Source organism: Pseudomonas sp. FSL W5-0299 (genome assembly GCF_005930655.1).
GTDB lineage: Bacteria > Pseudomonadota > Gammaproteobacteria > Pseudomonadales > Pseudomonadaceae > Aquipseudomonas > Aquipseudomonas mandelii.
On the sequence record NZ_RXHX01000029.1, the window covers coordinates 52,385 to 73,365 of the forward strand.

Here is a 20,981-nt window from a genome sequence, read left to right on the forward strand (position 1 = left end):
GGCGTTCTGCTGGCCGTGACAAGCCACTAATCTGGCCATCAGACGCAATAACAAGGAAACATTCAATGAAAAGATTCATTCCGAATCTATTGATGGCCGCCGTCAGTTTTGCCTCGATGGAAGCCATGGCAGCGGCCGATCTGGTGCTGTTCAATGGCAAGATTTTCACCGCCGACCGCGCGCAACCGAAGGTGCAGGCGTTGGCGGTGCAGGACGGCAAAGTGCTGCAAGTGGGCAGCGATGCGCAGATCAAGGCCCTGATAGCGTCGGGCACCAAAGTCGTCGACCTCGGCGGAAAAGCCCTGATGCCCGGTCTGATCGACAGTCATTCCCACGCCATATTCGGCGGTCTGGAAATGACCTCGGCCAATATGGAAGACGAGGTGGTCGACCTCGACGAACTGGAAAAACGCCTGAAAGCCTGGCGCAATGACGGCAAGGCCAGGCATGGCGATGTGCTGGGCGTGGCCGGCATGAGTTCGGCTTATTGGGCCCAGGCCGAAGCTTTTGGCCAGAAATTCAACGCTGGCGAGTGGGCCAAGGTGCCCGTGGTGTTCACCGGCAGCGATCACCACACCGCGTGGGCCAACAACGTGATGCTCGAACGCGCCGGGATTGATGCGGCGCTGCTCAAGTCATTGCCGGACGCCGAGAAAGACACGATCGGCAAACTCGCCGATGGCAGCCCCAACGGTTTTCTGGTGGACGCCGGCTGGGATCGCGTCGCCTCGAAGATGCCGGTGCCGAGCCCCGCCGACATGTTGAAAGCCGCGCAATCCGCCGTGCGCTACAACAACAGCCTGGGCATCACCGCGTGGATGGACCCCGCCGCCAACGCCGCACCCGGCGAACCCGTGTTCGCGCTCAAACCCACGGAGAACACCGTCGGCGTGCTGCCGGTGTACAAAGCGCTGGCCGAAAGCGGCGGCATGAGCGCCCACGTCGCCGCACTGCTGGTGGCCAATCCGAAAAGCGTGCCGGCCGATCTCGACACCCTGGACAAGGTCCGCCAGCAATTCCAGGGCATCCCGAACCTGACCTTGCCCGGGGTCAAGATCTTCGCCGACGGCGTGATCGAATACCCGGCGCAGAGCGCGGCGATGATCGATCCGTACAGCAACTCGCACAAACAGGGTGAACTGCTGATCGATCCGAAGCACTTTGGCGAATTGGTCAGTGCCATCGATCAGCGCGGCTGGCTGGTGCACATCCATGCCATCGGCGACCGCGCAGTGCGTGAATCGCTGAACGGCATCGCCCAGGCGCGCAAGGACCGCCAGAGCGGCGTGACCCACTCGATCACCCACCTGCAAATGGTCAACCCGAAAGAGTTCGCGCGGTTCAAACCGCTCAACGTCATCGCCTCGATGCAACTGCTGTGGGCCAGCGCCGACGAGTACACCCTGGACATGATCAAGCCGTATGTCAGTGCGCTCGCTTTCCGTTACCAATACCCGGCGCACTCCTTGCTCAAACAGGGCGCGACCATCGCCGGCGCCAGTGACTGGGCGGTGTCTTCTCCCAACCCATGGAACGCCATGGCCCAGGCCATCTCCCGAGAAGGCCCGCTGGGCGTGCTGAACGCCGATGAGCGCATCGATCGCGAAACGATGTTGTATGCCTACACCCTGAACGCTGCGCGCACCATCGGCCTGGAGAAGCAGATCGGTTCGTTGAGCCCCGGCAAGCAAGCCGACTTCATCGTGCTGGACCGCGACGTGTTCAGCGTCGACAACAAAGCCCTGCATGACACCCAGGTGCTGCAAACCTGGTTCGCCGGTCGCGAAGTCTACGCACCGACGCTGTAAGAAAAATCATCTGAAACCACTGCCCGCCCCCCGCGTTTGTCGCCGGGGTTCGGCGCAGCCTTGCCGTAAAAAATCTGCCCATAACAATCACAATAACGGGACGCACCTCATGAAAGCTTTCACCCTGTTCGCCCTCGGTTCCTTGGGCCTTCTTCCCTTGAGCAGTCAGGCGCTGCCCTTGAATGACGATTTCGCCCTACTGGTCGACCTGACCCTGGCCAGCGACTACCGCACCCGTGGCATTTCGCAAACCCAGAATGATCCTGCGGTGCAGGCCGGTTTGACCTTGGCCCACAGCAGCGGGCTGTACCTCGGCGCATGGAGTTCAAACGTCGATTTCGGCGGCGGTCTGAAGACCCGGCAGGAAGTCGATTACTACGCCGGTTGGCTCTGGCAAGCGACCGATACGGTCAGCCTGGACCTTGGCTATCTCAAATACGCTTACCCCAGGGAGAGTCAGTTTAACCAGGGTGAGACCTACGCAATCCTCAGCGCTTATGGCGTGAAGCTGGCGGCCTATTATTCCGCGGATGCGCCAGGCATCGACAGCAAGCAGAGCTCGCTGTACAGCTACGTGGGCTACGAAACCGAGTTGCCTTACGACACCGGTCTGAAACTGCGATACGGCAACATGGATTTCAAGGACCCGCACCTTTACTCGATGTCAGGCCAGGCCGAAGACTCGTACCGCGAATGGGAGGTCAAACTGTCCCACGAACTGGCCGGTGTAATGCTGGGTTTGAGTTACATCGATACTGACCTGTCGAAAAGCCAGTGCGTCAGTAATTGGGGTTATGGAGATGTCTGCACCGCGACCGTAGTAGCAAGCCTGAGCAAATCCTTCTGACCCCCACAGGATTGCATTGAAGCTTAAATTTCAGGTGCGCTTGAGGATCTGGTCCATCACCCAGTCGGTTTTCAGCGCGTGTTCGGCCATCGCCGGATGCTGCGCTTCGCCCCGGATATGCGCGTTCATGCCCAGCACGTGATGCCACTGGATGTGCTCGTGATGGTCGATGTGCAGGCTGAGATTTTCATCCGCCTCAAGTCGCACCGGGTGCTCATCGAACACCGAAAAACTGATCCGGCCCTGGCTGCCGATCAGTTCTACCTGATCTTCGCGGCGGTCGGCGACGAAATTCCAGCAGCCCATGCCCAGGGCACCCGAAGCAAACCGCCAACTGGCGCTGACGGCGTCTTCGGCGGCATACAAACCGGCCTGCCGCGCGGTAAAACCGGCGACTTCGACGATATCCCCGAGCAAATACTGAAACAGATCGAAGCCATGACTGGCCAGGTCGGCGAAGTAGCCGCCGCCGGCAATCAGCGGGTCGGTGCGCCAATTGTCGGCGCCACCCAGATCGTTCGGAGAAGGCGCCTTGGTCAGCGTCCAGGACAGATGCCGCACCTCGCCGATCCGCCCCTCCTCCAGCCACTGCCGCACTTGCGCAAAGCGCGGCAGCGAACGTCGGTAATAGGAAACGAACAGGTGCAGTCCGGCGTCGGCAAAGACCTTTTGCATCTCGCGGCTTTGCCCGGCATTCAGCGACATCGGTTTTTCGACGCAGCAATGTTTGCCGGCTGCGGCGACCTGCAAGCTATAGGCGTGGTGACTGTCGGGTGGCGTGGCGATGTACACCGCGTCCACCTCAGGATCATTGATCAGCGCTTGCGCATCGGTGTAAACCCGGGCGATGCCGTGACGTGCGGCGTAGTCGGTCACCGCGTCCAGCCGCCGCCCCATCACCGCCACCAGTGCCGAACCGGGGGCCTTGTAAAAGGCCGGCCCGCTCTTGCGCTCAGCGACACTGCCACAACCGATCATGCCCCAGCGCACTACGTCCATGTTCTCTCCTTATCCTTAGCCGATGCGCAACGCGCGCAGGTCCAGATGGCCGTCCTTGAGCGGCGGGCACCAGTAGTAGCCGCCGGTGATCGGGCGGCTGATGCGATACAAACCGTCGGTAATGCCGTCTTCCAGTCCGCTCATGCGCCGCAGTTGGGCTTCGAAGGCGTCGAGGGAAAAACCGAACGCCAGAAACATCAGGCCGGCGCGGTCCCCTTCGATCCACGGCATCGAGCGACGGACCACGAACGCCTCAGGGGCGAAGCTTTCCTGGGCGGTGCGTTTGACGTGGGCGGAAATCGGCGCGTCATCGAGTTCTTCGTTATCGCTCAAGCGACGGCCCATGATGTTGTCTTTTTCCTGGGACGGCATCGCGTGGAAGCCTTTCAGATCATGCTGCCACTGCTGGATCGCGGCGAAGCTGCCACCGACCAGTCCTTCCGCGCCCTCGCCCAACAACGCGGCGGCCACGGCGGCTTCGTCGTGCGGGTTCTCGGTGCCGTCTTCGTAGCCGGTCAGGTCGTGGCCGGTCATGTGGCGGAAAGTTTCGTTCATCTGCACCAGGCGCAGGGCCGGTGCCAGCGCGGCTTCGATGGCGTTGCTGCGATTGAGCAGTTCACCGCGGTCGACGCCGTGTAGCCAGCACCAGAGCGCGTGTTGGGTCGACGGGTTGTCGACGCCAACGCCGGTCAGCGCCGGAAACGGTCGCAGGCCATCGATCTGTGCATGCAGCGCCTTGACCAGGGATTCACCGAAGCCGACCACCGCCGATTTTCCGTCCACCAGTTGCATCAAGTTGTCGAGCGCGGCCGGCAATGCTTCGGCGGATTCGAGGGCGAAGAACATATGGCGGGCTTGAGGCGGAACGGGGGTGGCGAGAATGCCCGGCTGGTAGTAACTCATATGAACTCCTTGAAAAAGAGCACGGAGTTTAACCGGAGCACGAGGGTTTGTGTGGCTTTGGCATCCTTCCCCACACGGCGAAATCGCGCTGGGCTCTGATTGCGAAACGCGCTGGGGCTTATCGTTAACACCGCTGAGCAGCGCCGGCAAGACGCCGCCCATCAACACCAAACAAAGGCTAGGCTTTTCAGAGACTCGAATGGCCCGCATGGCCGTCCTCTCGTGAGGTCCCCCCTCTGGGGGCCAACCAGAGGGGCATCTGGGCCATGACCGACGGTGCCGGCCATTCCACGATCGAAAACCCTGAACCGCCGAACGATGAGATGAGTCATGACAAGCGAGGCCGAGGTCTGCTAAAACGATTCATCAGTTCATCACCCAATCCAGACGGGGTAGCGACATGACCACAGCACATATCCTTGGCAACCTGTTTCCCGACTCAAGCGACATCCCGGAAAAATACCGCCTCGACGGTCAGACCGAGCAGCGTGAATACCTGGTCGACGGCGAACTGAAAACCTGGTCCGGCCCCCTCGCCCAAGTCCGCAGCCCGGTGTACCTGACCGGCGAAAATGGCGATGAACAAGTGATCCTCGGCAGCACGCCGCTGCTCGATGCAGAAACCGCATTGACCGCGCTCGACGCCGCCGTCCGCGCCTATGACCGGGGCCAGGGTTTGTGGCCGACCATGCGCGTGGCCGAACGCATCCAGCACGTCGAAACGTTTCTGGGCCGCATGCGCGAACAGCGTGAGGCGGTGGTCAAGCTGCTGATGTGGGAGATCGGCAAGAACCTCAAGGACTCGGAGAAAGAGTTCGACCGCACCTGCGATTACATCGTCGACACCATCAATGCCCTCAAGGAACTCGACCGTCGCTCCAGCCGCTTCGAGCTGGAACAGGACACCCTGGGGCAGATTCGCCGCGTACCGATGGGCGTCGCCTTGTGCATGGGGCCTTACAACTACCCGCTGAACGAAACCTTCACCACGCTGATTCCGGCGCTGATCATGGGCAACACTGTGGTGTTCAAACCGGCCAAGCTGGGTGTGCTTTTGATTCGGCCGCTGCTGGAAGCCTTTCGCGACAGTTTCCCGGCCGGGGTGATCAATGTGATCTACGGCAGCGGCCGCGAGACCGTCAGCGCACTGATGGCCAGCGGCAAGATCGATATCTTTGCGTTTATCGGCACCAATAAAGCCGCCAGCGACCTGAAAAAACTCCACCCCAAACCTCACCGCTTGCGCGCGGCACTGGGCCTGGACGCGAAGAACCCGGGCATCGTGTTGCCGGAGGTTGATCTGGACAACGCCGTCAACGAAGCGGTGACCGGCTCACTGTCGTTCAACGGTCAGCGTTGCACCGCCCTGAAAATCCTTTTCGTCCATGAAGACGTGGTCGAGTCGTTCATCGAGAAATTCAACGCCAAACTGGCCACTCTGAAACCGGGTATGCCATGGGAAAGTGGTGTTGCGCTGACGCCGCTGCCGGAAGCGAGTAAGGTCGATTACCTGCACTCGCTGGTCGCGGATGCAGTCAGCAAAGGCGCCACCGTAGTCAATCCAAATGGCGGTGAAGCGCGCGCGTCGTTCTTCTACCCGGCGGTGCTGTTCCCGGTGACGCCGCAGATGCGCGTCTACCAGGAAGAACAATTCGGCCCGGTGGTGCCGATCGTGCCTTACCGGCATCTCGATACGGTGATCGACTACGTCCTGGAATCGGACTTCGGCCAACAGTTGAGTATCTTCGGCACCAACCCGGTGGCGGTCGGTCGGCTGGTGGACACCTTTGCCAACCAGGTCGGCCGGATCAACCTCAACGCCCAGTGCCAGCGCGGCCCGGACACCTACCCGTTCAACGGCCGCAAGAACTCCGCCGAAGGCACATTGTCGGTGCATGATGCGCTGCGGGTATTTTCGATCAGGACGCTGGTCGCGACCAAGTTCCAGGAAACCAACAAGGAACTCATCAGCGAGATCATCAGCGGACGCAGTTCGAGCTTCCTGACCACCGATTACATCTTCTGAGGACACCGAGCCTGAACACGTTCAGAGCCCATCGACTGCCACCGCTGCTGCGCCGGTTACTGCGTCCGTTGCTGGACCCGTATCGGCGCTATCGCTACGCCAAGCTGATCCATGCGGTCCGCGTGTCGCTCGGCTTGTTGGCATCGATCATGCTGACCACCGGCATCAACCTGCCCCACGGTGAGTGGGCGTCGGTAACGATGCTGGTGGTGATCGGCGGTTTGCAGCACCACGGCAACATCGGCAAAAAAGCCGCCGAGCGTGCCATCGGTACGTTGATCGGCGCCGCTATCGGCCTGCTGCTGGTGGCGCAACAGGCCTGGCTCGGGATGCCTTGGCTGACCTATTTTGTGATGTCGGCGGTGTGCGGGTTTTTCTCGTATCACGCCATCGGCAAGGGCGGTTACACCGCGCTGCTGGCGGGGATCACGGTGTTTATTGTCGCCGGGCATGGCGACAACCTAATCTCCGACGGACTGTGGCGCGCAGTGGACATTCTGATTGGCGTGGCCCTGGCACTGGCCTTTTCTTTCGCCCTGCCGTCGTATGCGGTTTTTTCCTGGCGCTACAACCTGGCCAGCTCGCTGCGCGATTGTGCGACGATTTATGGACGCATTATTGATGGTCAGTCCGTCTCGGATGACGAGCATCTGAAGCTGATGAATCGCCTGAACGCGTCGATGGTGCAATTGCGTTCGCTGATGCCGTCGGTGTCCAAGGAAGTGAAGATTTCCATGACCGAACTCGATGCGATTCAGCGTCATTTGCGAATGTGCGTCAGCACCTTGGAAATCCTTGGTAACACCCGGCCGGACTCCAAGGATCGCGACGCCATGGCGCATCTGCAATCGAGTTTCAAAGCCGAACACCGGCAGATTCGCGTGCAGCTGATCGGCATGGCCCGGGCGCTGAAAACCGGTGCATCGCAGCGACTCAGTCGCCCCATCGATTTGCCGGTTGATTCAAGTCTTGAAACACCGGTCTACAACCCGCTGGACGGCCATCAATTATTGATACGCCAGTTCGCTTCGAACATCGGCGAGATGCGCCAACGACTGGCGAAGACCGCGCCGCGCTGGAACATCTGACGCCCGTCTTATTGTGTGACCGCCCGACGAGACTTCAAACCCCAACCCTGCTGCATGCCCGCGGCAGCCAGCAGAATCGCGGCAACACCGACCCACTGCAGCGGTTCGAGGCGATGACCGAAGGCAAACCAGTCAACGAAAATCGCCGCAATCGGGTAAATGAAAGACAACGCCCCGGTCAATGCCGTCGGCAGTTTTTGAATCGCGCCGTACAGCAGCACATACATCACGCCGGTGTGGACGATGCCCAGCGTCACCAGGCTGGCCCAGGCGCTGGGTGCTTGCGGCAACGCTGAAAAGTGCGCAAATGGCGCGAGCAGCAGCACCCCGGTGCTGACCTGGATCAGGGCAATCAAATGCGGTGGTGTGCCGGTCAGGTGTTTGATAATCAGAGCTGCAATCGCATACAGAAACGCCGCCCCCAAGGCCAGACCGATGCCCATCAGGTAATCGTTGCCACCTGCGCCCTGCTCGCCATGAGCGCTGACAATGGCCAGCATCCCGAGAAACGAAATGCCCAGCCAGAACAGTTTTTGCAGGGTGATCTTCTCGCCCAGAAACAACGCCGCCAACCCGACCAGCATGAACGGTTGAACGTTATAAACCGCCGTGCCGATGGCAATTGAGGCACGGGAATAAGAGGCGAACAACAACACCCAGTTGCCGACAATCGCGACCCCGCTGAGCACTGCCAGCAGGAAGGTGGTGCGGGTCAGAATGCCCGGACGCAGGAAGCCGAATGCCGCGCAGATCAACAACAGCGTGCCGGCGCCGAACACGCACCGCCAGAACACCACGTCCAGCACGGGCTGCCCGGACACCAGCACGAACCAACCGATGGTCCCGGAAATCAGCATGGCGGCGGTCATTTCGAATGAACCGCGACGTATGTTTTTGTCCATCATCAGACTCCTGTGATTGAGGCCAAATTATGCCAATCCGTCCAAGGGCATCTCCAGCGCAAAAAGCAGGCTAAACTCGGTTTTTGCCTTTTTTATCAAGGCGTATTCAGTCAACGGCCTAACAGGGGATTTGCCATGACCGACGACATCGACCAAGTGCTCATCACCGCATTAATGGAAGATTCACGCCGCTCGCTCAAGGCGCTGGCGCAGATCAGCGGCCTGTCCTCGCCCAGCGTTGCCGAGCGTTTGCGGCGACTCGAAGAGCGTGGTGTGCTTAAAGGTTACACCGTCGAAATCGACCCCAAGTGCTTTGGTTATCAACTCCAGGCCATCGTGCGGATCCGCCCGTTGCCGGGCCAGTTGCAGGAAGTCGAACGGCAGATTCAGGCCATCCCGGAATTCACTGAGTGCGACAAAGTCACCGGCGATGACTGCTTCATCGCCCGCTTGCATGTGCGCTCGATGGAGCAACTGGACACCCTGCTCGATCGCCTCAACACCCACGCGGAGACCAACACCGCCATCGTCAAGAAGACCCCGGTCAAACGCCGCTTGCCACCGATGGCGTGAGTGCGGTTTTGATTGGAAACGCGTAAATTGACCGCTTTCCGGCTAAGGATTGGCGGTATGAAAATTCAGGTGGTTTTACTCGCGACGTTGTTGCTCGCCGGCTGCGGCACGGTTCAAACAGTTGTGCGCGGGGATGAAGTGGCTTCGAAGAGTCTCAAGGAGTACAAAAGTTACTGCGGTGCCGTTCCCCGTATCTACAGCGGCGTGACTTACGATTTCTGCATGCTCTATGCTCCCCTGCAAAAAGGACGGGACGCACAGGTGCATGACAGTGCTCCGGCCATTGTCCTTATCGACGCAGTCATTTCCGGCGCCCTCGATACGTTGCTCCTGCCCTACACCATCTACCGCCAGCAGGCCGATGGCAGCATTATCATCACGGAATGAGCCCGAATTCCGGGCGATAAAAAACCCGCCTGAGCGGGTTTTTTACTTAGAGCCTGCGATTAATCATCGCGGCTCATGATGCCGAACAGCTGCAACAAGCTGACGAACAGGTTGTAGATCGATACATACAGGCTGATGGTCGCCATGATGTAGTTACGCTCGCCGCCGTGAATGATGGCGCTGGTCTGGAACAGAATGCAGACCGAGGAGAACAGCACGAAACCTGCGCTGATCGCCAGTTGCAGACCGCTGATCTGGAAGAAGAAGCTCGCCAGCGTCGCACCCAGCAGTACAAAGAAGCCTGCGGTGATGAAACCACCGAGGAAACTCATGTCCTTGCGGGTGATCAGCACGTAAGCCGACAGACCACCGAACACCAACGCCGTCATCGCGAATGCCGAACTGACAACTTCAGCGCCGCCCTGCATGCCCAGGTAGCGGTTGAGGATCGGGCCAAGCAGAAAACCCATGAAACCGGTCAGGGCAAATGCCGACACCAGGCCCCAGGCCGAGTCACGGAGTTTGTTGGTGAGGAAGAAAAGCCCGTAAAAGCCGATCAGCACCACGAAAATATTCGGGTAGCCGACACGCATCTGCTGAGCAACGAACGCCATCACGCCGCTGAATGCGAGGGTGAGAGCGAGCAAGCCGTATGTGTTGCGCAGGACGCGGCTAACCTCTAGCTGCTCAACCTGCACGCTGTTATTAACTGCGTAATCCTGTTCGCGCATGGCGACACTCCTGTTGGTTTGAAACGTTCAGTCGCAAAGATCATAACAGACGCTCTGTAACAAGCCATGCAGAGAGTTTGACAGTGTGTTTCATTCAGGTATTATGGCGCCCGCAACGCAAACGGAGGTGTGGCCGAGTGGTTTAAGGCAACGGTCTTGAAAACCGTCGACTGTAACAGGTCCATGAGTTCGAATCCCATCGCCTCCGCCATATTTATACGACAAAGCCCTGATTTATCAGGGCTTTGTCGTTTCTGGGGTTTGGGAATTTTGCTCCTTCCTCTCTGGACCATATCCGCATCTTTTCGTCAGTTTCCGCAACCTTGCCCAAGCACCATTGAATCCAACTCCAAATTTGCGCACGGCCTAAAACGCCTTAACCTGCAATTGTCGTCAATGCGGGCGGAACGAACTCTACCGCTGGGGCACATCGCCTCACCTCCCGCGTTACCGCGGAAGACTCGGCGTGCACCAGCACTGCACGCTACAAGGTGTAGGAAATGCCAACTTGTACTGTTCGCGGCGCCCCCGGATAGGCATAGACGTTACCGAATGCGCCTTCTTCATAGTCACGATCAAACAGGTTTTTCACGTCAAGATTGAGCCGCACCTTGTCATTGATCTTGTAGAAGCTGAGCAAATCGACAACGGTGTAGCTGCCCATCGAAAACGCGGTGTTGGCGGTTTGTCCGGCGCGCTCGTCGACGTACTTGAGCCCGGTACCCAAGCCCAACCCCTTGAGGGTGCCATCCTGGAACTCATACATATTCAACAGGCTGAAGCTGTTTTTCGGGATGTTCAGCAGGCGCGTGCCAGAGCGCAGCACGTTGTCTTTGGTCACTTCGGCATCGACATAGGCGTAGCCGCCAATCACGCGCCATTCGGGCGTGAGGTTGCCGGCAACGTTGAGGTCGAAACCACGGCTGCGCACCTCACCGGCCGCAACGCTGAAGGTCGAATCAACAGGGTCGGTGGTCAACACGTTACGTTTTTCGATCTGGTAGACGGCCGCGTCAACACTCAACTGCTGATCCAGCGCTTCCCACTTGATACCCATTTCGTAAGACTTGCCCTTCTCCGGCGCAAACCCGCCGCCCTCGCGGCTTGCGCCGGTGTTGGGCTTAAAGGAGCGCGCAGTGTCGGCATAGACCGCCAATGTCTCGGTCAGGTCGTAGGTCACGCCGATGCGCGGGGTCACCGCGTTGTCACTGGCCTGCCAACTCTTGCCGCCCGGCACGAAGGTTTCGTAGTCATGTTCGAAGCGTTCGAAACGCGCCCCGGCCAGCACCTTCAATTTGTCGGTCAATGCCACCTGATCCTGCACGAACGCTGCATACGTCTTGAGGTTTTCCTTGTCGTGAGTCGGCGTGCGGGTGAGTGCCGGACGCGGCTGGCCGTACACCGGATCGAAGATGTCGATCGGGTACGCGCCGACCGCACCGCTGGAGCGTTGAATGATCGACTTGTAATCGTAATCTTCGTACTCGATACCGGTGAGCAACGTGTGCTGCAAACCAGCGGTATCGAAATGGCCGGTCAGATTGAGTTGGGTATCCTTATCGGTCCACTCCAGCTTGCGATAGTTGAAGTTGCGCCCCAAGGTGCGGCCGTCATCGGCAATACCGTTGGCCTCGACCGCGTTGCCCTTGAGCGATCCGTCGAGCCACTGGAAACCGCCGCCCAGCGTCCAGTCGTCGTTGAGCATGTGTTCGAAACGCAGTTGCGCCATATTGTTGTCGTTATGCAATTTGCCAACGTCTTTTTCGCCGAAAAAGCTGTCGCGGGAGGCGGTGCCAATCTGTTTGGCGTAACGCGTAACGCCTCGATCCAGAGGCGCGTTGTTGCGCATGAAGTCGCCTTCGAAAATGAGCTTGGTCGCATCGGTTGCCTGCCACGTCAGCACCGGAGTGATACCGTAGCGTTCGGTTTCGACGTGATCGCGGAAGGTGTCGCCGCCCTCGCCCACTACGTTCAGTCGATAGGCCAGGCGCCCTTCTTCGTCGAGCGGGCCGGAAGCGTCCAGCGTGCCGCGTTTCATGCCCTGATCGTTGAGTTGACTGCCCAGGGTGACGGTGCGCTCGGGCAACGGCTGTTTGGAAACCACGTTGAAGGTGCCGCCAGGATCACCCCGACCGTAGAGCATGGTGGCCGGGCCGCGCAGCACTTCGAGTCGCTCAATCGTGTTGGCATCCGGCATGTTCGGGTAGCCGCGGTTGATCGGAAAACCGTTGCGATAAAACTCGCCAGTGGTGAAGCCTCGAACGGTAAACGTGGTCAGGCCCTGCCCACCAAAATTGTTCGCCCGCCCCACGCCCCCGGCGTAGTCCAGCGCTTCCTGCAAACGGGTGGCGCCCAGATCCTCGACTGCATCCTTCGAGACCACACTGATCGATTGCGGGGTTTCATGGATCGACGTGTCGGTACGCGTGGCGCTGGCCGAGCGCGTCGCCCGATAACCCTGCACCGGGCCGTCCGCCCTTTCGTAATTCGCGGTACCGATAACATCGGTTGCGTCCAGCTCAAGCGTTGAGGGAGCTACATCCGTTTGTTCAGCCCACGAGGAAGACGACAACGCTTGCAGTACACAAATGGAAAACAGGGTTCGACGCATGGAGAGGAAAACCTTAACGAATAGGCCAATACAGAGGGTGCAACCGCCAAAAACCAAGCGAGCATGCTATATAAAACCATTCGCAATTAACACTAATTCCCATTCACGCACGAAAAAATAGTTACCGAACAACTCATCACGCCATTCGGACAATTGCCGTTTGTGGCTTGGGTTTGCCGAGAGGTGCGCCGACACTGATGCGGCCCTCGACGCGATCAAGGACGCCTGACTCAACATGGCCCCGGCGGGCTCGGTCAGCGGCCGGGGCTTTCTCGTCAATAAGCGTGGAAGGTCTTGCGTTGAGTCATGAACGCCGAGAGCGCCCTGCCCGACTCGGGGTTGTAGCGCTTAAGCGCCTTCGCCACATAACCGAGCCCTGTCTGGTCGGCATAGTAGGTCAACCCGCCCTTGTAACGCGGGAAGCCGTAGCCATGAACCCATACCAGATCGATATCAGCAGGGTGCTCCACAATATCGTTGTCGAGCAACCAGGCAGCCTCGTTGATCATCGCAAACAGGCAGCGTTCTTCGATTTCCTGATCAGAGATGCTACGGGGCGCAATATTCCATTGCTGGCGATGCTGCTCCAACAATTGCGCCAGCCATGAATCCGGCACAGCCTGGCGGCTGCCCGGCGCATAGCAATAAAACCCAAGCCCGGTTTTTTGCCCATGCCGTCCTGCCGCATACAATTTATCGACCCAATCGCAGCGTTGCTCACGCTCGCTCAGCTCCAACAGACGCCCCTGGCGGTTGCGCCAGGCGACATCCACACCGGCCATATCACGCAGTTCAAAGGGGCCGATGGGGAAGCCAAACCCACGCATCACCCGGTCGACATGCGGCTGATATTTAAACCCCTCATCGCTGGCAACCAGTGCGGTCGCAAGAACAGAAACGTTTTACGTATCGATCGGGTATGTAACGCGAAAGCATTGATCTTTTAAAGGGTGACGCTGCCGGATAGCATCCACATCGAACCCCATACTTCATTCAGCCAATCTCTCTCGAACCATCTCAAAAAAGGTCGTCAGGATGCGCCGGGAACTCTGTGCGCGCAGGCAAACCAGTGTCTCGGTGAAGCGTCGCTGACTATCGACGATAGGCAACCCGCGAAGCCGCGAGTCGAAGCCAAGCTCGGTCGCCGAGACAACACCTACGCCCATACCTATCGCCACGGCTTCGCGCGCGGCTTCACGGCCTTCCACTTCGATCGCCTTGCGGATGCGCAAGCCCGCGGTTGCCATCTCTTCCTCCAGGCACAGGCGCGTCACTGAGCCTTTTTCGCGCAGGACCAGCGGCGTGTCGTGCAGATCGCCAAGGCTGATGGATTCGCGTTGCGCCCAGGGATGGTCAAGCGCGACGAACGCGAGCATCGGATCGCTACGCAGGGGCAGCGACAGCAGTCGGTCGTCTTCGATATTGCGCCCCAGCAGAGCAATGTCGGCCTGATGGCCGAACAACCGCTGCAACACTTCATCGGTATTGGCGGTTTCAATCTTCACATCGATACCGGGATAACGACTGCAAAAGCGTGCGACATAGGGCAGCACATGCACCGGCGCATCCACGGCGAGGTTCAAGGTTCCCGTGGACAGGGTGCGGTAGTCCATCAGCATGTCGTGGGCATCGACACTGATATCAAACAAGCGCCGGGTCAGGCCGAACAACCGCTCGCCCACTTCAGTCAGGCGTACCAGACGCTTGTCGCGGTAGAACACCATCACCCCGTAGTAATCCTCAAGCTTGCGAACCTGGTCGGACACCGCCGGTTGAGACAGGCAGAGCTGCTCTGCCGCGCGGGTAAAACTTCCGTTGATAGCGACAGCGTGGAACGCCTTGAGTTGAGTATGGGAAATCGTCATCGGGGAAGCCTCAGCATAGGTTCAGCTTATTCATGCATACGTTAAATCGATTTTATTTATAGACGATGAACTGCAAGCATGGTTTTCACAAGCCCCGACCAGTGTTCGAACACTGCGCCCTCCTATCAACCTGGGAATGCTTAATGGAAATCGAACGTTTCACAGCCCTAAAACGCCGCTCGGACATGGTCCGGTACGACAACCACCTCTACATCGGAGGCCAGGTTGCCAGCGACCTCAGGGGCGATATCGAGGAGCAGACCCGCGAGGTGCTCGCCGGTATTGAGCAGCTATTGCTCAGTGCCGGCAGCCGCCGCAAGCAGGTGCTTTCGGTGCGTATCCTGCTCGCCCATCGCGAGGACTATGCAGGGCTCAACAAAGTCTGGGACGCGTTCTTTCCCGAAGGCCATGCCCCCACACGAGCTTGCACCCTGGCGGATTTGATCGACCCCGGTTGGCGCGTGGAAATGATCGTGGTCGCCGCATGCGGCTGATTGCTTCCTGAAACCCTGCCCTCAAACCGCTCCAACGGAGATGACCTCATGCGCCCCTACTGGCTCGATCAGGCCCTGAAAACTCAACCCGACTCGCCCTGCCCGCCGCTGCGGCAGAACACCCGCGCCGATGTCTGCATTGTCGGTGGTGGTTACACCGGTTTGTGGACCGCGATCATGCTCAAAGAACAGAATCCCGAGCTGGACGTGGTCATCGTCGAAGCCGACATCTGCGGTGCCGGTGCCAGTGGGCGCAACGGCGGCTGTGCACTGTCCTGGTCGGCCAAGTACTTCACCCTGGAACGCTTGTTCGGCGTCGAGGAGGCAATACGCCTGGTCAAGGAATCGGAGCAGAGTATTTACGCCATCGGCAGCTTTTGCGAGAAGTACGCAGTTGATGCCGATTACCGTCTCGATGGCACGCTTTACACGGCGACTAACCGCGCTCAGGTCGGTTCGACAGACGGGGTGATCGCCGCGCTGGAGCGCAATGGCATCAACTCTTTCTCCAAATGCGCGCTAGCTGACGTACAGCGTATGGCGGGTTCAACCCGACACGTTGAAGGCTGGTTCTCGCCGGCGGCAGCCAGTGTGCAGCCGGGCAAGCTGGTGCGTGGTCTGCGTCGAGTCGCAATGGAGTTGGGTGTGCGCATCTACGAAGGCTCGCCGATGACCGGTTTGGAAGAGGGGCTGCCCACCATCGTCAACACGCCGAACGGGAAAGTGACCTGCGATCGTGTCGTGTTGGCGATGAACGCCTGGATGGCCCGTGCTTTTCCACAGTTCTCGCGGTCGGTAGCCATCGTCTCCAGCGACATGATTATTACTGAGCCACGACCTGACCTGCTCGAGCGCATAGGCCTGACCAGCGGGGTCACCGTGCTCGACTCACGTATCTTCGTGCATTACTACCACAACACTCCGGACGGCCGGATCATGCTCGGCAAAGGTGGCAATACCTTCGCTTACGGCGGGCGCATCCTGCCCGTATTCGACCAGCCTTCGCCCTACAAAGGATTGTTGCGCAACACCCTTGCGGAGTTCTTCCCGGACTTTGCCGATGTCGGCATCGCCGCCACCTGGAATGGCCCGTCCGATCGCTCCGTCACCGGGCTACCGTTCTTCGGTCGCATGGGCGCTAGCGGCAACATCTTTTATGGCTTCGGCTATTCCGGCAGCGGCGTCGGTCCGTGTCATATGGGAGGGAAAATCCTCTCATCGCTGGTGTTGGGGATGGACAACCCATGGACACGCTCGCCGCTGGTGCAAGGTCCACTCGGCCATTTCCCACCGGAGCCGATCCGTTACCTGGGCTCACTGATGGTGCGCAACGCCATTCGCCGCAAGGAGCACGCCGAGGACCACAACCTGCGCCCCCGTCGACTGGATGTGCGTCTGGCGAAATTCGCCGCGGCGGCTGGCAAGTCAGACAAGGGCTAACGCCTCCATCACGCAGCGAAAACATTTACGCTTGCCACTAAAAACCGCCTGGCCATTGGCCGGGCGGTTTTTTTGTTTACAACACGGATGCGTCGCGCCGCCCCAGTAGCCTTTGATCGCCCAGGGCGCGGCGATCTGAACCCGATAACCATGGAATCGCGATAATAGAGCGCGAGATCCAACATGCTCACTTATAAGCTCAGCTTGTTATTGACATGTGATAAATCGATTTCAGTTATTTCTAGGCGAGTGTTTTTATTGGCCCATGCATCACTCCTTACAAAAACAACACCGCCGGAGAAGATCATGACCAAAGCTGAATTCCCGACCACACAAGCGCTGGCTACGCCAGCCTTGGGTGAACCTTACCTGCTGACGCCAGGCCCGTTGACCACGTCCAAAGCCACCAAGGAAGCGATGCTGCGCGACTGGGGTTCATGGGATGTTTCCTTCAATCAAGTCACTGCTGAAGTTCGCCAGAACTTGCTCAGCATGGCAGGCATAAAGGACGACAGCTTCGTCTGCGTGCCTTTGCAAGGCAGCGGCAGCTATTCGGTGGAGGCTGCTTTGGCCACTGCCATCCCTCGAGACGGCAAAGCGCTTGTATTAATGAATGGCGCCTATGGCCAACGCGCCACCAAGACCCTGGAGTATCTGGGTCGCGCGTTTATCACCCTGGACAAAGGGGATTACTTGCCGCCCCAGCCTGAGGAAGTGGACGCCCTGCTCAGGGATAACCCGGACGTCACCAACGTCTTCCTCGTCCATTGCGAAACCAGTTCCGGCATTCTCAATCCGCTGCGCCAAATTGCCGATGTGGTGAAAGCGCATGGCAAGAGCCTGATCATCGATGCGATGAGCTCCTTCGGAGCTGTGCCATTGACGGTCGATGAAATACCTTTCGACGTGGTGGTGTCTTCTGCCAACAAATGCATCGAGGGTATTCCGGGGTTCGGTTTCGTTATCATCCGTCGCTCCGTGATCGAGGCCGCCAAAGGCCGCGCCAATTCACTCAGCCTCGACCTTTACGAGCAGTGGGTTTACATGGAGCGCACTGGCCAATGGCGTTTCACGCCACCGACCCACAGCGTGGTAGCGTTCCATAAAGCCTTGGAGCAACACACTGCCGAAGGCGGCGTGCATGGCCGGTTGGCGCGCTACACCCGCAATCGCGATGTACTCGTCACCGGCATGCGCGAACTTGGCTTTAGAACATTGCTTGAGGACCGTTGGCTGTCGCCAATCATCACCACGTTCTTCAGTCCAGAACATCCAAATTTTGAGTTCAAACGGTTCTACGATGAACTCAAAGCCCGTCAGTTCATCATCTACCCCGGCAAACTGACGGTAGCCGAAAGTTTCCGTATTGGCTGTATCGGCCAGATCGACGAATACATCGTCCACCAGTTGCTGCGCGCCATCGCCGACAGTCTTGTGGCGATGAACGTCGACATGCAACAGCCGACAGGCTGACCGCCCCTTTAAAGGTTCTTGTCAATTCGAGCACAGGTGCAATGGGTAGCACCTTTGGACAGGGATCTTTTTTTAAAACATGGATCCGGTGACTTATCGCTAGGCAATGCCGAGCAGCAGTCAGTGACCGTGGCAATTTAAAACTTAAAGCCTGATGCCATTCACTGCCATCTAATCGATGTCGTGTGCGTGGACAGATTTTCTGTACCGAAAACAAAAACAATTACTTTGCGCTGTCTGGCACCACATACGGGATCAGAACACCATGAACAAGAATGCTACAAGTCCTCTCGCAACCGGCTGGAAATCGCTCCAGCGTTGGCGCGTGCAAATTTTCCTCATCACCTGGGTGGCCTATGCCGCCTTCTACTTTACCCGCAAGGCGTTTTCTGTCGCCAAACTGGGTATTGGCGAAGACCCGAACTTCATCCTCGAAAAGTCCATGATGGCCAATCTGGATGCCCTCTACCTTACCGCGTATGCAGTCGGACAGTTTCTTTGGGGCAACTTCTCTGACCGCTTCGGCCCGAGGGTCGTGGTACTTAGCGGGCTCGTCATTTCCGCGTTAGCTGCGCTACTTATGGGCACTTACGCCACCTTACCGATTTTCGCCTCCTGCATGTTAATCCAGGGCCTTGCTCAGTCCACCGGTTGGTCTGGCCTATGCAAGAACGTCGGTAGTTTTTTCAGCACTGGCGAACGCGGCCGCGTACTGGGTTACTGGAGCACCTGCTACGCCTTCGGGGGTCTGGTAGCAACACCGTTTGCCGGTTGGTGGGCTTATAACCAGTACCATGACTGGCGCATAGCGTTCATCAGCAGCGCGGTGGTGGTACTGGTTGTAGCGGTATTGTTCTTTTTCCTGCAGCGCAACCAGCCAGAAGATGTCGGCCTGCCTCCCGTCGAGATCGAAATAGAACCCGTCAGCAAGGTCGCAGTTCCGCGCGAAAGTATGTGGGCTGGCTTGCGCACGGTGATGAAAAATCGAACTGTGCTGGTGCTTGGCCTCGCGTATTTCATGCTCAAGCCAGCGCGCTACGCGATCCTCCTGTGGGGGCCAGTCATTATCTACGAACGGATGCCCGAGATTGGCAAAGTGGCATCCGCAATCGTTCCAACGGCTTTTGAACTAGCGGGTCTGGCAGGTCCGATCCTCATCGGTATCGCATCAGACAAGTACTTCGGTGCTCGTCGTATGCCGGCCTGTGTCCTTAGCCTGGTTCTTCTCACCATTTGCCTTGCGCTGTTCGTCCCCGCCATGCAGAGCGGAAGTCTTTACATGGTGGTTGGCCTGCTATTCATGATGGGCCTGACACTCTACGGGCCGGATTCGATGATGAGCGGCTCGGCTGCCATTGATTTCGGCAGTAAGGACGGTGCGGCCTCCGCCGCAGGTTTCGTCAACGGTTGCGGTTCGATAGGGGCGGTCCTCGGCGGCCTGTTACCCGGATATTTCGACACCACCACCATATTCCTGGTGTTCACCGTCGCGGCGCTGCTGGCCAGCTTGATGTTGATTCCATTTTGGAACAGTCGCCCGAAAACGGTGGAAAGCAAGGAGCTGGCCTCAACTCCGGTGCAACCGGTCATTGTCGGCACCAACTCCTGAACCCGAATCACTCACTCACCCATTACTGGAGCAATCATCATGGACTACAAACAACCTTCCCAACTGCAAGCTGTGGTTCTGGACTGGGCGGGCACCGTCGTTGATTTCGGTTCTTTCGCACCGACCCAGATTTTCGTCGAAGCCTTTGCCGAGTTCGGCGTTGCGGTTTCCCTGCAAGAAGCTCGCGGACCGATGGGCATGGGCAAGTGGGACCACATCCGCACGCTGTGCAACGAGCCACAGATTGCCGACCGCTACCATGCCGCCTTCGGTCGGTTGCCAACCGATGATGATGTCACCGCCCTATACGAACGCTTCATGCCGCTGCAGATCGAAAAGATCGCGCTGCACTCGGCGCTGATTCCTGGTGCGCTCGACACCATCAACGGCTTGCGCGACAAGGGCCTGAAAATCGGTTCCTGCTCAGGCTACCCGGCTGTGGTCATGGAGAAAGTCGTAGAGCTGGCACGCAAGAACGGTTATGTCACCGACCACGTGGTGGCGACTGACGAAGTGCCCAATGGACGCCCGCACCCTGCTCAAGCCTTGGCCAACGTGATTGCGCTGGGGATTAGCGACGTCGCCGCGTGCGTAAAGGTCGATGACACCTGGCCCGGCATTCTGGAAGGTCGTAGTGCGGGCATGTGGACCGTGGCGCTGACCTGCTCCGGCAATGCATTGGGCCTGACCTATGAAGAGTTCAAGGATTTATCCCTGGAGGAATTGGCCGAGGAACGCGCGCGCATCGTCAAGATGTTCGAAGGTTCCCGCCCGCACTACCTGATCGACACCATCGTTGATTTGCCGGCGGTCATCGAAGACATCAATGCCCGTCTGGCACGTGGCGAAACCCCTCAGGGCTCTTGAGCCTGTAGCGCTTGTGCAACTGACAGTGGCCGTCCCAAGGACGGCCACAACCAAAAACTACAAGAGAACGCCATCATGAACTACGCCCACCCTGGTACTCCCGGTGCCATCGTATCCTTCAAGTCCCGTTACGGTAACTACATCGGCGGCGAGTTCGTCGCGCCTGTCAAAGGTCAGTACTTCACCAATACCTCGCCAGTGAATGGCCAACCGATTGCCGAATTCCCGCGCTCCACGGCCGAAGACATCGACAAAGCCCTGGACGCCGCCCTCGCCGCTGCCGATGCCTGGGGCGCCACGTCCGCCCAGGCGCGCTCGCTGGTGCTGCTGAAAATCGCCGACCGCATTGAACAGAACC

At 58.7% G+C, this 20,981-nt stretch carries 19 protein-coding genes and 1 tRNA gene; 13 read left to right on the forward strand and 7 right to left on the reverse strand.

All coding sequences use genetic code 11. The features are described from left to right. Positions 1-65: 65 nt before the first annotated feature. Together FHL16_RS26025 and FHL16_RS26030 are read left to right on the forward strand one after the other, a co-directional pair. Positions 66-1,808 carry an amidohydrolase gene (locus tag FHL16_RS26025; RefSeq protein ID WP_077749690.1) on the forward strand — a complete coding sequence of 581 codons (1,743 nt, stop codon included), beginning with the start codon at positions 66-68 and terminating at the stop codon, positions 1,806-1,808. A gap of 109 nt (positions 1,809-1,917) precedes the next feature. Next, entirely contained in the window at positions 1,918-2,655 is a 738-nt protein-coding gene (locus FHL16_RS26030) for a TorF family putative porin (protein ID WP_077749691.1), read from the forward strand. Positions 2,656-2,685: 30 nt separating this feature from the next. Here FHL16_RS26030 and FHL16_RS26035 read toward each other — a convergent pair whose 3' ends face one another. Both FHL16_RS26035 and FHL16_RS26040 read right to left on the reverse strand, forming a co-directional pair. Further along, the gene (locus FHL16_RS26035) at positions 2,686-3,654 is read right to left on the reverse strand and encodes a Gfo/Idh/MocA family protein (protein WP_077749692.1); all 969 of its coding nucleotides are present in this window, start codon (positions 3,652-3,654) and stop codon (positions 2,686-2,688) included. A gap of 15 nt (positions 3,655-3,669) precedes the next feature. After that, positions 3,670-4,557, reverse strand: coding sequence for a Dyp-type peroxidase (locus FHL16_RS26040; protein WP_077749693.1), 888 nt, complete (start codon positions 4,555-4,557; stop codon positions 3,670-3,672). 400 nt (positions 4,558-4,957) lie between these two features. Between FHL16_RS26040 and FHL16_RS26045 the strand changes: the two genes are divergently transcribed. Together FHL16_RS26045 and FHL16_RS26050 are read left to right on the forward strand one after the other, a co-directional pair. Beyond that, positions 4,958-6,583, forward strand: coding sequence for an NADP-dependent glyceraldehyde-3-phosphate dehydrogenase (locus FHL16_RS26045; protein ID WP_010461018.1), 1,626 nt, complete (start codon positions 4,958-4,960; stop codon positions 6,581-6,583). 68 nt (positions 6,584-6,651) lie between these two features. Continuing rightward, complete coding sequence (locus tag FHL16_RS26050; RefSeq protein WP_177346256.1) at positions 6,652-7,671, forward strand: FUSC family protein; 1,020 nt, start codon at positions 6,652-6,654, stop codon at positions 7,669-7,671. Between the two features lie 8 nt (positions 7,672-7,679). On the opposite strand, the gene FHL16_RS26055 is transcribed toward FHL16_RS26050, so the two are convergent. Continuing rightward, a complete protein-coding gene (locus tag FHL16_RS26055) occupies positions 7,680-8,573 on the reverse strand; it encodes a DMT family transporter (RefSeq protein WP_077749695.1) in 894 nt (297 codons plus the stop codon). Positions 8,574-8,708: 135 nt separating this feature from the next. Between FHL16_RS26055 and FHL16_RS26060 the strand changes: the two genes are divergently transcribed. Further along, a complete protein-coding gene (locus FHL16_RS26060; RefSeq protein ID WP_008155029.1) occupies positions 8,709-9,146 on the forward strand; it encodes an Lrp/AsnC family transcriptional regulator in 438 nt (145 codons plus the stop codon). Between the two features lie 57 nt (positions 9,147-9,203). Continuing rightward, complete coding sequence (locus FHL16_RS26065) at positions 9,204-9,533, forward strand: YceK/YidQ family lipoprotein (RefSeq protein WP_010461025.1); 330 nt, start codon at positions 9,204-9,206, stop codon at positions 9,531-9,533. A 59-nt stretch (positions 9,534-9,592) separates the two neighbouring features. Here FHL16_RS26065 and FHL16_RS26070 read toward each other — a convergent pair whose 3' ends face one another. After that, positions 9,593-10,264 carry a Bax inhibitor-1/YccA family protein gene (locus tag FHL16_RS26070; protein ID WP_010461027.1) on the reverse strand — a complete coding sequence of 224 codons (672 nt, stop codon included), beginning with the start codon at positions 10,262-10,264 and terminating at the stop codon, positions 9,593-9,595. Positions 10,265-10,387: 123 nt separating this feature from the next. On the opposite strand from FHL16_RS26070, the gene FHL16_RS26075 reads away from it, so the two are divergent. Next, positions 10,388-10,475: transfer RNA gene (locus tag FHL16_RS26075), tRNA-Ser, on the forward strand. Between the two features lie 273 nt (positions 10,476-10,748). Here FHL16_RS26075 and FHL16_RS26080 read toward each other — a convergent pair. From FHL16_RS26080 to FHL16_RS26090, 3 genes are all read right to left on the reverse strand, one after another. Beyond that, positions 10,749-12,875, reverse strand: a complete 2,127-nt coding sequence (locus FHL16_RS26080; RefSeq protein ID WP_077749696.1) for a TonB-dependent siderophore receptor — start codon at positions 12,873-12,875, stop codon at positions 10,749-10,751. 275 nt (positions 12,876-13,150) lie between these two features. Beyond that, the gene (locus FHL16_RS26085) at positions 13,151-13,753 is read right to left on the reverse strand and encodes a 3-hydroxyacyl-CoA dehydrogenase family protein (RefSeq protein ID WP_256578034.1); all 603 of its coding nucleotides are present in this window, start codon (positions 13,751-13,753) and stop codon (positions 13,151-13,153) included. A gap of 111 nt (positions 13,754-13,864) precedes the next feature. After that, a complete protein-coding gene (locus FHL16_RS26090) occupies positions 13,865-14,740 on the reverse strand; it encodes a LysR substrate-binding domain-containing protein (protein ID WP_010461058.1) in 876 nt (291 codons plus the stop codon). A 143-nt stretch (positions 14,741-14,883) separates the two neighbouring features. On the opposite strand from FHL16_RS26090, the gene FHL16_RS26095 reads away from it, so the two are divergent. From FHL16_RS26095 to FHL16_RS26120, 6 genes are all read left to right on the forward strand, one after another. Continuing rightward, positions 14,884-15,234, forward strand: a complete 351-nt coding sequence (locus tag FHL16_RS26095; RefSeq protein ID WP_077749697.1) for a RidA family protein — start codon at positions 14,884-14,886, stop codon at positions 15,232-15,234. 48 nt (positions 15,235-15,282) lie between these two features. Beyond that, entirely contained in the window at positions 15,283-16,674 is a 1,392-nt protein-coding gene (locus FHL16_RS26100) for an FAD-dependent oxidoreductase (protein WP_077749698.1), read from the forward strand. A gap of 306 nt (positions 16,675-16,980) precedes the next feature. After that, entirely contained in the window at positions 16,981-18,147 is a 1,167-nt protein-coding gene (locus FHL16_RS26105) for a 2-aminoethylphosphonate--pyruvate transaminase (RefSeq protein ID WP_077749699.1), read from the forward strand. A 265-nt stretch (positions 18,148-18,412) separates the two neighbouring features. Then, positions 18,413-19,756: an MFS transporter gene (locus FHL16_RS26110; protein ID WP_010461067.1), complete on the forward strand. Its 1,344-nt coding sequence runs from the start codon at positions 18,413-18,415 to the stop codon at positions 19,754-19,756. Positions 19,757-19,795: 39 nt separating this feature from the next. Continuing rightward, positions 19,796-20,623, forward strand: a complete 828-nt coding sequence (gene phnX / locus FHL16_RS26115; protein ID WP_010461068.1) for a phosphonoacetaldehyde hydrolase — start codon at positions 19,796-19,798, stop codon at positions 20,621-20,623. Between the two features lie 75 nt (positions 20,624-20,698). Beyond that, the coding region (locus tag FHL16_RS26120) for an aldehyde dehydrogenase family protein (RefSeq protein ID WP_138739076.1) at positions 20,699-20,981 on the forward strand (283 nt) is incomplete at its 3' end.